Source organism: Streptomyces mesophilus (assembly GCF_040300965.1).
In the GTDB taxonomy this organism is placed as follows: Bacteria; Actinomycetota; Actinomycetes; order Streptomycetales; family Streptomycetaceae; genus Streptomyces; species Streptomyces mesophilus_A.
This window is the reverse complement of sequence record NZ_JBEPEW010000207.1, coordinates 1-11255: the sequence shown is the minus strand read 5'-3', so window position 1 is coordinate 11255 and position 11255 is coordinate 1. Positions and strand designations below refer to the sequence as shown.

Here is an 11255-nt window from a genome sequence, read left to right as displayed (position 1 = left end):
TCTTGCGAAGCTTCCGACGATCGCCGCGTACGCGTACAAGAAGTCGGTCGGCCACCCGGTGGTCTACCCGCGCAACGACCTCGGTTACGTCGAGATGCCCGGCCCGCGCCCCGAAGCCGGCGGCCGCGGGCGCCGACAGCCCCTACGCGTAAGGAACCAAGTGATCAACTCCCTGCATGCGGAACTTCTCCCCCTCGCCCAGGAGGCCGCCCGCCGCGCCGGAGCGCTGCTGCGGGACGGCCGTCCGGCCGATCTGGCGGTCGCCGCGACCAAGTCGAGTCCCATCGACGTCGTCACCGAGATGGACATCGCGGCGGAGAAGCTGATCACCGGCCTGATCGCCGAGCGCCGCCCGGACGACGGCGTCCTCGGCGAGGAGGGCGCCTCGACCGAGGGTACGAGCGGCGTCCGCTGGGTGGTCGACCCGCTCGACGGCACGGTCAACTACCTCTACGGGCTGCCCACTTGGGCCGTGTCCATCGCCGCGGAGCAGGACGGCGAGACCGTCGTCGGAGTCGTCGCGGTCCCGATGCGCGGCGAGACGTTCCACGCGGTGCGCGGGCACGGAGCCTGGGCCACCGGGGCCTGGGCCGGTGAGCGCAGGCTGGCCTGCCGTCCCGCGCCGTCCCTGGACCAGGCCCTGGTCTCCACGGGCTTCAACTACGTCGGGAAGGTCCGCGCCCACCAGGCGGAGGTCGCCGGGCAGCTGATCCCGCTCCTGCGCGACATCCGGCGCGGCGGCTCGGCCGCGGTCGACCTGTGCGACGTGGCCGCGGGACGCCTCGACGGCTACTACGAGCGCGGCCTGCACCCCTGGGACCTCGCGGCGGGCGACCTGATCGCCCGCGAGGCGGGCGCCCTCACCGGCGGCCGCCCCGGCGAGCGCCCGTCGAACGATCTGACGGTCGCGGCGACCCCCGGCGTCTTCGAGCCGCTCCAGGCGGAGCTGGACCGGTTGGGGGCTTGGCACGACTGACCCGAGCCATCCGGAGGGGCCCGCCGCATCCGATGCGGCGGGCCCCTCCGTATGGCAACGGGTACAGCGAACAGGCGCTAGGCCACCTGTACCCCATGCTCGGCAGCGAGGCGGTGCAGGTCGTCGAGCTCGGCCTGCTCCACCTCCGCGAGGAAGTCGTCGCCGTCCTCACGTGCCCGCGTGAGGTCCGTCTCCGTGGCCTTTATGCGCTGCAGCAGCCCTGCGGTGAATGCGTCCATGGTGCGCCCCCTCGTCGTGGGTCGAGTGTCGGTGGCACGGGGGTGTGCCCTCGGGAAGGGGCGATCACGTCTCTTGCCGTCTCGGCGGATGCGGTGCGGGTGCCGCTCCACAAAAACGGTTCGTGGCGTGCCACTTGCAAAGAGTGATCGCGGGTGTAAGGCCGTCCTCCCCTGGGTTCCTGTCGCGGAAACCTCAACCTGCCGGGAGATCTGTTGATTCCCGTACGCCGGGGGCGACGAATAGGAGCCCCCGGAAACCCCGGGATACCCCGCTCCCAAGCCCTCACCCGCCGTCTTACAGCCGGTTTACGGCCCAAAGGGGCAGGATGGTGACATCACCATGTGACCGGAACCTGTCGCTCATGCGCCGGGACGGTCGGTGAGGCGGCCCTCTGCCCAGCGGGCTCATCAGGATTCAGCCCGCTCTCCGGGCTCACAGAAGGGACAGCGACGTGCGCGTACTCGTCGTCGAGGACGAGCAGCTGCTCGCCGATGCGGTGGCCACCGGACTGCGCCGCGAGGCCATGGCCGTGGACGTCGTGTACGACGGCGGCGCGGCCCTCGAGCGCATCGGCGTCAACGACTACGACGTCGTCGTACTCGACCGTGACCTGCCCGTCGTGCACGGCGACGACGTCTGCCGGAAGATCGTCGAGCTCGGGATGCCCACGCGCGTCCTGATGCTCACCGCGTCCGGCGACGTCAGCGACCGCGTCGAGGGCCTGGAGCTGGGCGCCGACGACTATCTGCCCAAGCCCTTCGCGTTCACCGAGCTCACCGCGCGCGTACGCGCCCTGGGCCGGCGCACCACCGTCGCGCTGCCGCCCGTCCTCGAGCGGGCCGGCATCAAGCTGGACCCGAACCGCCGGGAGGTATTCCGCGACGGCACCGAGATCCAGCTCGCGCCCAAGGAGTTCGCCGTCCTGGAGGTGCTGCTGCGCTCCGAGGGCGCGGTGGTCTCCGCCGAGCAGCTCCTGGAGAAGGCCTGGGACGAGAACACCGACCCGTTCACCAACGTGGTCCGCGTGACCGTCATGACCCTGCGCCGCAAGCTCGGCGAGCCCCCGGTGATCGTCACGGTCCCCGGCTCCGGCTACCGGATCTGATCCCTCCATGGCCGCCTCCCCGGCGCCTCCATCGGCGCCGCCCAAGCCGACGTGGGACCCGCACAAGACCGAGCCGCCGTTCCCGTGGCTCCGTCCGACCATTCGCATAAGGCTCACCCTGCTGTACGGCGGGATGTTCCTGATCGCGGGGATCCTGCTGCTCTCGATCATCTACTTGCTCGCGGCACAGGCCGTGCACGTGGGCAATGAGATGCCGTTCCGCATCGTCAAAGGCAATGTGACGATCGACTCCAGCGCCTGTCCCGCCCTCAGCGGCCGCGACTTCAGCAGCGTCGACGCCTTCAACGAAGCCGCCCGCGTCTGCGTCGACCACCAGCGCCAGAAAGCCCTCGACGACCTCCTCAGCCGCTCCCTGCTCGCCCTGCTCGGCCTCAGCGTCATCGCCTTCGGCTTCGGCTACGCGATGGCCGGACGCGTCCTGTCGCCGCTCGGCCGGATCACCCGTACCGCCCGTCAGGTGGCCGGCTCGGATCTCACCCGGCGGATCGAACTGGACGGTCCGGACGACGAGTTGAAGGAGCTCTCGGACACGTTCGACGAGATGCTCGACCGCCTGGAGCGTGCCTTCACGGCCCAGCAGCGCTTCGTCGCCAACGCCTCGCACGAGCTGCGCACGCCCCTGGCGATCAACCGCACGCTCCTCGAGGTGCATCTGTCGGACCCCGGCGCGCCCGCCGAGCTCCAGCAGCTCGGCAAGACGCTCCTGTCCACCAACAAACGCAGCGAGGAGCTGGTGGAGGGCCTGCTGCTGCTCGCCCGCAGCGACAACCAGATCGTCGAACGCAAGCCCGTGGACCTGGCCGAGGTCGCCTCGCGCGCCCTTGACCAGGTACGTCCCGAGGCCGAGGAGAAGGGCGTCGAGATCCGCGGAGAGCGCGGTCTCGCCGTCGTCCAGGGCAACGGTGTGCTCCTGGAGCGCATCGCCCTGAACCTCGTCCAGAACGCCGTGCGGTACAACGTCCCCGAAGACGGCTGGGTGGAGGTCACCACGGAAGCCGTGCACGGACAGGCGGTGCTCGTGGTGTCCAATACGGGACCGGTGGTGCCGGCGTACGAGGTGGACAACCTCTTCGAGCCCTTCCGGCGTCTTCGCACGGAGAGGACCGGGAGCGACAAGGGTGTCGGACTGGGGCTCTCGATCGTTCAGTCGGTGGCGCGGGCCCACGGGGGCCGTATCATCGCCGAGCCGCGTGAGGGGGGTGGTCTCGTGATGCGAGTCACCCTGCCGATCTGAGATGCTGTCGCGGATCCGCCGCGAAGTTCGCTTTTAGCGGAATTTTCGGGACCTGAGCCCGAGGAGGCCGTGTGGAATCGATCACAGGGGCGAATTTTCGGCCATCTACTCTCCGTGATCGCCATGGATGTCGGAAAGCCCGGAAAATCCAGGGTTTTCAGGGGTCTTGATCACGGGAAGTACACGGGGTGGCGCCCGTGGAGTGCAATAAAGGGACCGTGTACGGTCCCCATCGCCATCCAAACGATCACCTCTTGGGAGGGGCGGTTGGGTGTCGATTGAGTAACAGACCTTGATGTGAGGCAAAATCTCCGCCTCGGGTCGGGCACAAGTCCGGCCTCTCACGCGTTACGTGCGCTGGAGACACCGCAGACACCCAGAGGGGGAGAGCGACATGGCAACGGATTACGACACCCCACGTAAGACCGATGACGACGTCGAGTCCGACAGCATCGAAGAGCTGAAGGCCCGGCGCAACGACAAGTCGACCTCGTCGGTCGACGTCGACGAGTTCGAGGCCGCGGAAGGCCTGGAGCTGCCCGGCGCAGACCTCTCGAACGAGGAACTGGCCGTCCGGGTCATGCCCAAGCAGGCGGACGAGTTCACCTGCATGAGCTGCTTCCTGGTCCACCACCGCAGCCAGCTGGCCCGCGAGAAGAACGGCCAGCCCATCTGCCGCGACTGCGACTGAGGCGTGGGTCGGCCGTGACTGGCTCGACCCCGCCCCGGAAGCGACTTTTCCGGCTGCGGCATTCGAAGCAGTGGAAGGCGGACGGCTCGCAGACGTCCGCACCGCCGGAAGGCGCACGTGACGACGAGCGGGGCCACCCGGCCTCGCTCGAGCCCACGGAAGCCAAGGAGGGGCCCGTAGCAGCGGGCACCGTCGCGCCCGTGACAGCGGGCACAGAGGTCTCGACGACGGACGGCGACGCCAGCGCCGTCGCTCCGTCGCGCAGGCTCGACAAGGTCAAACAGGGAGTACGCAAGGGCCAGGCGAGCGCCAAGGCCGGCATCGGCTATCTCGCCGACCGGATCATCGAGAACGCGCCGCGCGTTCCAGTACGTGATCTCGCCACGCTGCGGCGGCAGTTCCCGGGCCTCGGCCCCGAGCAGCTCGCCGACAAACTGGTCGCCGGCGCGGCCAACGCCGCCTCGACCGTCGGCGCGGGAGTCGGTGTCGCGGCGATGCTGCCGGTGCCGCCCGCGATGCCGGCCGAGATGGCCGCGGAGATCACCGGCGTGGCCGCGATCGAGCTGAAGCTCATCGCCGAACTGCACGAGGTGTACGGGCTTCGGCCGCCCGGTGCGCTCAAGTCCCGCTCCACCGCGTATCTGACCTCCTGGACGGAGGAGCGCGGTATCGATGTGAAGAAGCCGCAGACGATCAACGCGGCGCTCGGCGGGCAGGTGAAGCGCGAGCTGCGGCAGCAGATCATGAAGCGCATGGTGCGGAACCTGCCGAACCTGATGCCGTTCATGGTCGGCGCCGCCGTGGGTGCGGTGATGAACCGCCGGGACACGAAGAAGCTGGCGGAGAAGGTCCGTAAGGACCTGCGGGCGCATCAGGTGCCCTGGGACGCGCTGGACGCGTTGCCGCCCCTCGAGCGGCCCGTGAACCCGCTCGATCCGCTGAATCCGCTGGCGGGGACCGACCGCAAAGAGCTCGGACGGTAAAGAGCTCGAGGGCTGGGGCCTGCCGGATCCGGACAGGCCCTGGAGTCCCGTCCGGGCTAGCGCGTCAGGGCGTCGACCAGGCGCTCGGGCGTACGGGTCGACACGTACACGTAAGGGGTCGGGTCGGCCGGATCCGTGACCGGGATGCGTACTGCCCTCGGTACGTAGCTGCGCAGCAGCATGAAGGCGCGGGGATCCGACTTGTGGGTGCGCCAGGCACGGGCCTCCTCGGGGTCGAGGATCTCCGGGGTGCCGAGTGCGGTGAGCGGGATACGGGCCTGGCCCGCCACCAGGGAGCCGGCCACGACGCGGACGCGGGCCGAGCCGTACGAGCTGACCAGGACCGACGCGAGGGCCGCGCCGCCGATCAGACCGCCGAGCATCGGGAGCGTGCCGAGCGGCAGCAGCATCAAGGCGCACGAGATGCCCACAAAGAAGGCGATCACCCACCAGGAGCGGGGAGCGGTGAGGCGTTCGTCGTACGTTTCGGTGGCTTGCTGCATGGGTCAAGCTTGGCACGGTGCTCAACAGGAGAGGTTGCGCGGGTAAGGTCTCCGCCTGTGAGTGGACGAACACCATCGTTGACGCCCCCGGACGACGCCACGGCGCCGGTGCGGCACCCCGACGCACCGCCCCCCGGCGAACTGCTCGGTGCGCACTACGCGCACTGCTTCGGATGCGGCGACGCACAGCCGCACGGACTGCAGCTGCAGGCGCGGGCCGCCGAAGGCGTCGCGATCACCGCCGAGTTCACCGTCAAGCCGGAACACCAGGGCGCCCCGGGCCTCGCGCACGGCGGTGTGCTCGCCACGGCGCTCGACGAGACGCTCGGCTCGCTGAACTGGCTGCTGCGCGCGATCGCGGTCACCGGACGGCTCGAGACCGACTTCGTACGGCCGGTGCCCGTCGACACGGTGCTCTACCTGGAGGCCGAGGTCACCGCGGTGGCCGGACGCAAGATCTACTCCACGGCCGTGGGGCGGATCGGCGGACCCGAAGGCGAGATCGCGGTGCGGGCCGACGCGCTGTTCATCGAGGTGAAGGTCGACCACTTCATCGACAACGGACGGCCCGAGGAGATCAACGCCGCGATGAGCGATCCCGACCAGCGGCGGCGCGCACGTGCCTTCGAGGTGAACCCGTGAGCAACCCGCCCCTCGACGTGCAGATCCGGCGCATCGACCCCGAGGTCCCGCTGCCCGCGTACGCGATGCCGGGCGATGCCGGTGCGGACCTCCGTACGACTGAAGCCTGTGAACTCGCCCCCGGGCAGCGGACGGTGCTGCCGACCGGTGTGGCTATCGCGCTCCCCGATGGGTACGCGGCCTTCGTGCACCCGCGCTCGGGGCTCGCCGCCCGCTGCGGACTGGCTCTGGTGAATGCCCCGGGGACCGTGGATGCCGGGTACCGTGGGGAGATCAAGGTGATCGTGGTGAATCTCGATCCGCGCGAGACCGTGCGGTTCGAGCGCTTCGACCGGATCGCCCAACTTGTCGTCCAGCAGGTCGAGAAGGTCCGCTTCCACGAGGTGGCGGAGCTTCCCGGATCGGCGCGGGCCGAGGGGGGCTTCGGGTCCACGGGCGGCCATGCCGCGGTGGACGGCGACGCGGGCGGTACGGCCGCCGACAAGGGTGGGAATCGATACGCTTCGGTCGTATCCGACCGGGAAGGACAGTGACGTGTTCGGACGTCGTAAGAAGGACGCGGCCGAGGCTGCGGCAGGCGAGACCGAGCAGGTCGAGGACTTGGACCCGCAGTCAGAGGCCTCGGCCGACGAGGAGGGCGTACCGGGACGGGTGAACCTTCCGCCGGCCCCGCGCCCCGACGGGCCGTGGGATGTCTCCGAGGTCGGCAGGCCCGCCGAGGGCCGGGTCGACCTGGGCGGTCTGTTCGTGCCCGGCGTCGAGGGCATGGAGCTCCGCGTCGAGGTCGCCGGTGACGCCATCGTCGCGGCCACCGTGGTGCTCCAGGACAGCGCGGTTCAGCTGCAGGCCTTCGCCGCCCCCAAGAAGGAGGGCATCTGGGGCGAGGTCCGCGAGGAGATCGCCTCCGGCATCACCAAGCAGGGCGGTGTGATCGACGAGGTCGAGGGCCCGCTCGGCTGGGAGCTGCGCGCGCAGGTCCCGGTCCAGCTGCCGGACGGCACGGGCGGTGTCCAGGTCGTGCGCTTCATCGGCGTGGACGGGCCGCGCTGGTTCCTGCGCGGTGTCATCTCCGGCCAGGGCGCGGTGCAGCCGCAGGCCGCCGGGCTGCTCGAGCAGATCTTCCGCGACACCGTCGTGGTGCGCGGCGAGGGTCCGATGGCCCCGCGCGACCCGATCGTCCTGAAGCTGCCCGAGGACGCCCAGATGGTGCCCGAGGGCGTCAAGGAGGAGTCCCAGGCCGAGTCCCGCTTCTCCGGGGGCATGGGCCAGCTGCAGCGCGGACCGGAGATCACCGAGGTCCGCTGAGGATTTTCGTTCTACGTGAGGGCCGCATCCTTCCAGGAAGGGTGCGGCCCTCACGCGTGGGCGGGGGCGGGCCGGTAGGCGGTCCGTGCCCATCAGGCGGGGACCCGAGGCGGGGTGGGCAGGGGTCTGCCCGGCGCAGTGGATCCTGAGTGGGGCGGCTCGCGGCGGAAGAGGGCGTTCCACCGCAAGGGTGGGTAACGGGCCCTTTGCGTGTGCGAGTTGGAGTCGCCGCACGGCCATTGCGGGGCTCGCCGGCGTCAGCCCATACTGTGCCCTCGACACGGGGGTGATCAGTGCGGGGGAGCGGGCGCACGCCTGCCGTGGTGCGCCGAGGGCGGCATCACGGCCTGGTTCTCGGCGCGGCCGGACTTGCCGTGCTGCTTGCCGCGACCGTACTGGCCGCCCTGGCGGCGCTGACCGAGCAGGCCGTCCTCGGGGCCGCGCGGCAGTGGCTCGCGGCGGACGAGGACGCGGTCGTCTCGGTGAGCGGGCCCTACGCACCCGGCAGCGAGCAGACGGACGAGCGGATCGGGTCCGCGGTCCGCGGAGCGCTGGCGCGGGCGTACGGGGACGTACCGCAGCGCACCTATGACGCATGGCGCGTGCCGAAGAACCAGGCCACGGAGCTCTCGGTCGCCGATGCCGAAGGACAGATACGCGGCGACGTCACGATGGCCCTCGTCTCCCTCGAGTCCGTACGCGAGCACGCCGAGCTCGTGAGCGGCAGACTGCCCGGCCCGCGGTCCGACGGAACCGCCGAGACGGCGCTCCCGGAGCCGCTCGCCGTGGAGCTCGGGGTCCGGCCGGGCGACACCCTCGCCGTACAGATGACGGGCGACAAGCGGCTGCCCATCGAGGTGACCGGGGTCTACCGGCCACGGCCGCAGTCCGCCGCGCTGTGGCGGAGCCTGACCGGCATGTTCGGCGGGACCGACACCCTGGCGGTCGTCCCGCCGGCCACCATCACGGGGACACCGCAGCTCGCCGGCGACAGTGTCCGGTCGTGGCTGGCCGTGCCGGACGCCGGGCGGTTCCGGCTCTCCGACATCGACGGCCTGAGCGGGCGGGCCGCCGCCTTCCGCGGCAGCGACCCCATGCTGTCGCTGTTCGGCGGAAAGGCGCCGCCCGAGGGCCGTGAGCTCCAGTTCGCCTCGCGGCTGGGGCCTGCCCTCGACCGGCTCGAGACCCCGATCGCCGTATCGCGGGCCGGTCTGTACATCCCCGCGTCGCTGCTCGCCGCCCTGGCCCTCGCCGCCCTGATGCTCACCGCACGCCAACTGGCCGCACACCAGCGGGCCGAGCTCGCACTGCTCGCCGCGCGCGGTGCTGGGACGTGGCGTCTGGCCGCCGGAGCCGCGGCGCAATGGGCGGTGCTCGCCGTGCCCGCCGGGATCGCCGCGCCGTTCCTCGCCGGGCCGCTGCTCGCGCTGCTGCGCCGCACGGGCCTGGCGGAGGGCGAACTGCCCGGCTCCGCGCTGCTCGCCGCCGGCTGGACCGCCGCCGCGCTCGCGGTCCTCGTGCACGGCGTCGCCGTACTCGTGCCCGTCGTACGGTCCGTACGCGACCGGCGGGCCGTGAGCCGCCTGCGGTGGCGGCCCGCGCGGTTCGCCGCGGCGCAACGCCTTGGCGCGGACGTGGTGCTCGCGGCCGTCGCCGTCCTCGGCTGGCTGCAGCTGCGCCAGTACCGTTCGCCGGTCAGCAGCACCTCGACGGTCGACCCGGTCCTGGTCCTCGCCCCCGTGGTGATGACCGCCGCCGCCGCGCTGCTCGTTTTGCGTCTGCTGCCGCCCGCCGCCCGGCTGCTCGACCCGCTCGCACAGCGCGGCGCCGGTTTCGTACTGCCGCTCGGCGGCTGGCAGTTGGGGCGGCGCGCGGCCGGGCACGCCGGACCCGCGCTCGTGGTGACGCTCGCGCTGGCCGTCGCCTCGCTGAGCTCGACCGCGCTGGTGATCCTGGAGCGCGGGGACCAGGAGCAGGCGGCCTTCCGGGTCGGTTCCGACCTGCGGATCGATCCGTCCGACCGGCTCCCGGGGGAGCGACGCAGGGCGGCGTACGAGGGGCTGCCGGGGGTGCGGGCCGTGACGCCGGTGATCGAGGTGGACGCCTCGGTCGCACAGGAGTCGGTGGGCGTCACCGCCGTACACACCGGGGCGGACGCGCTCCCCTCCCTGGACGCCGAGGACCGTGCGCGGCTGGGTGCGGACATCCCCGAACACGGACTGCGCCTCATCGGCGCCCCGAAAGAACTCTTCCTGCGGGTAAGCCTTGTCGCCGACGGACCCGGCAAGGCCGACCCCGTACGGCTGTCGGCGTACTTCGCGGGCGGCGACGGCCGCGTGCACGCCGGAGAGGTCGAGCTGACGGAGAGCGCGACGGCCCGGAAGGTGCGGCTTCCCGTGCCGGCCGGCGCCACCCGGCTCGTGCAGCTCGGGCTCGCCATGCCGGACGAGACGGTGCGGCGCACCTACCGGCTCGTGGTGGACGAGGTGCACGAGCTGGTCGCACCCGGGCGCTGGCGTGACCTGTTCATGCCCGCACCCGACCTGGAGGTGGCCGGCTGCCCCGACGCCGAACCGCGGGACCGGCCCGGCGACGCACCGGGGCCGGTGCTGTGCTCCACGAGTCCCGAGCGACCGGGCTTGCTGATCGAAGCGGTCCTGCGGGGGCCCGACACCGAACTCGCCTTCCCCGTGCGGGCGATCAGGCTCGCTGTCGAGGCACCGGAGGCGAAGCCTCCGCCGGCGCCCGCGCTGGCCGACGCCAGGATGCTCGCCTCCGGGATCGCCGACGTCGGTGACACCGTGACCGTGCGGCAGCCGGCAGGCGGGAGCGCCCGGCTGAAGATCATCGGCGCGATCGAAGCCGTGCCGGGCGATCTCAACAGGGACCGGCCGCGGCTCCTCGTCGACTCCCGGGCGCTCACCGCCCAGTTGGTGCTGAGCGGTGGCGCGCCCGGGGCCGAGAGCTTCTGGTGGGCCCGTACCGACGAGGGTGGCGCGCAGGCGGCGGTCCGGGCGGTGCGCGCGGCCCCACGGCTCGGCAAGGCGCTCGATGTGCCCACCGCACGCGCGGAGTTGGCGGCGGATCCGCTGCGCCGCGGCGCCAAGGCCGCGCTCGCGCTGTGCCTGGCGCTCGCGCCGCCGTTCGCCGTCGTGGCGTTCACACTGCACACGGCGCTTGCCGCGCGTTCCAGGAGCCGGGAGTTCGCCCTGCTCAGGGCGATCGGGGTACGCAAGCGTCAACTGGCCGCGTACCTCTGGACGGAACAGCTGGGCCTGGCCGCGGTGGCGGCCGTCCTCGGGACCGTTCTCGGTGCCGTACTGGCCGTGCTGATCATGCCGGTGGTGACCGTGGATGCCGGCGGGCGCCCGGTGTTCCCCGCGCTCGCCACGGAGGTGCCCTGGGGGCGCGTCCTGCTCACGGCGGGCGCCACGACCATGCTGATCTGCGGCGTGGTCACGCTCGCCGCCCGCTATCTCGGACGGGTGGATCTGGCGCGGGTGTTGAGGGCGGGGGATGACGTATGACGGGGGCTGGGGTGTGGGGGGCGGGTTC

11 protein-coding genes are annotated in these 11255 nt (G+C 71.7%); 9 read left to right on the top strand and 2 right to left on the bottom strand.

Annotation, left to right across the window (positions count from 1 at the left end; genetic code table 11):
* Window positions 1-160: 160 nt before the first annotated feature.
* Window positions 161-976, top strand: a complete 816-nt coding sequence (locus ABT367_RS38260; RefSeq protein WP_352258192.1) for an inositol monophosphatase family protein — start codon at window positions 161-163, stop codon at window positions 974-976.
* Window positions 977-1053: 77 nt separating this feature from the next.
* Here the strand turns inward: ABT367_RS38260 and ABT367_RS38255 are convergent, their stop codons facing one another.
* Window positions 1054-1215, bottom strand: coding sequence for a hypothetical protein (locus ABT367_RS38255; RefSeq protein ID WP_165335760.1), 162 nt, complete (start codon window positions 1213-1215; stop codon window positions 1054-1056).
* 452 nt (window positions 1216-1667) lie between these two features.
* Here ABT367_RS38255 and ABT367_RS38250 point away from each other — a divergent pair, with 452 nt between their 5' ends.
* The 4 genes from ABT367_RS38250 (at window position 1668) to ABT367_RS38235 (ending at window position 5250) form a co-directional block, all read left to right on the top strand.
* Window positions 1668-2321 (top strand): response regulator transcription factor, encoded by a 654-nt coding sequence (locus ABT367_RS38250; RefSeq protein WP_352258190.1) that lies wholly within the window; start codon window positions 1668-1670, stop codon window positions 2319-2321.
* 7 nt (window positions 2322-2328) lie between these two features.
* Window positions 2329-3576 carry a sensor histidine kinase gene (locus ABT367_RS38245; RefSeq protein ID WP_352258188.1) on the top strand — a complete coding sequence of 416 codons (1248 nt, stop codon included), beginning with the start codon at window positions 2329-2331 and terminating at the stop codon, window positions 3574-3576.
* A 394-nt stretch (window positions 3577-3970) separates the two neighbouring features.
* Entirely contained in the window at window positions 3971-4267 is a 297-nt protein-coding gene (locus ABT367_RS38240) for a DUF4193 domain-containing protein (protein WP_165335758.1), read from the top strand.
* A 14-nt stretch (window positions 4268-4281) separates the two neighbouring features.
* Window positions 4282-5250 carry a hypothetical protein gene (locus ABT367_RS38235; RefSeq protein WP_352258186.1) on the top strand — a complete coding sequence of 323 codons (969 nt, stop codon included), beginning with the start codon at window positions 4282-4284 and terminating at the stop codon, window positions 5248-5250.
* Window positions 5251-5306: 56 nt separating this feature from the next.
* Here ABT367_RS38235 and ABT367_RS38230 read toward each other — a convergent pair whose 3' ends face one another.
* Window positions 5307-5753, bottom strand: a complete 447-nt coding sequence (locus ABT367_RS38230; RefSeq protein ID WP_352258184.1) for a DUF3093 domain-containing protein — start codon at window positions 5751-5753, stop codon at window positions 5307-5309.
* Between the two features lie 57 nt (window positions 5754-5810).
* Here ABT367_RS38230 and ABT367_RS38225 point away from each other — a divergent pair, with 57 nt between their 5' ends.
* The 4 genes from ABT367_RS38225 (at window position 5811) to ABT367_RS38210 (ending at window position 11227) form a co-directional block, all read left to right on the top strand.
* Window positions 5811-6395 (top strand): PaaI family thioesterase, encoded by a 585-nt coding sequence (locus ABT367_RS38225; protein WP_352258182.1) that lies wholly within the window; start codon window positions 5811-5813, stop codon window positions 6393-6395.
* Complete coding sequence (gene dut / locus ABT367_RS38220) at window positions 6392-6928, top strand: dUTP diphosphatase (protein WP_352258180.1); 537 nt, start codon at window positions 6392-6394, stop codon at window positions 6926-6928. Before ABT367_RS38225 ends, dut begins: the two co-directional genes overlap by 4 nt.
* Window position 6929: 1 nt before the next feature.
* Entirely contained in the window at window positions 6930-7700 is a 771-nt protein-coding gene (locus ABT367_RS38215; protein WP_352258179.1) for a DUF3710 domain-containing protein, read from the top strand.
* A 323-nt stretch (window positions 7701-8023) separates the two neighbouring features.
* On the top strand, window positions 8024-11227 hold the full coding sequence (locus ABT367_RS38210; protein ID WP_352258177.1) for an ABC transporter permease: 3204 nt from the start codon (window positions 8024-8026) through the stop codon (window positions 11225-11227).
* Window positions 11228-11255 lie beyond the last annotated feature (28 nt).

Excerpts from the sequence above, each read along its gene's own strand:
- ABT367_RS38230 (WP_352258184.1), bottom strand. The coding sequence starts at position 5,753 with ATGCAGCAAGCCACCGAAACGTACGACGAACGCCTCACCGCTCCCCGC.
- ABT367_RS38255 (WP_165335760.1), bottom strand. The coding sequence starts at position 1,215 with ATGGACGCATTCACCGCAGGGCTGCTGCAGCGCATAAAGGCCACGGAG.
- ABT367_RS38240 (WP_165335758.1), top strand. The coding sequence starts at position 3,971 with ATGGCAACGGATTACGACACCCCACGTAAGACCGATGACGACGTCGAG.
- ABT367_RS38245 (WP_352258188.1), top strand. The coding sequence starts at position 2,329 with ATGGCCGCCTCCCCGGCGCCTCCATCGGCGCCGCCCAAGCCGACGTGG.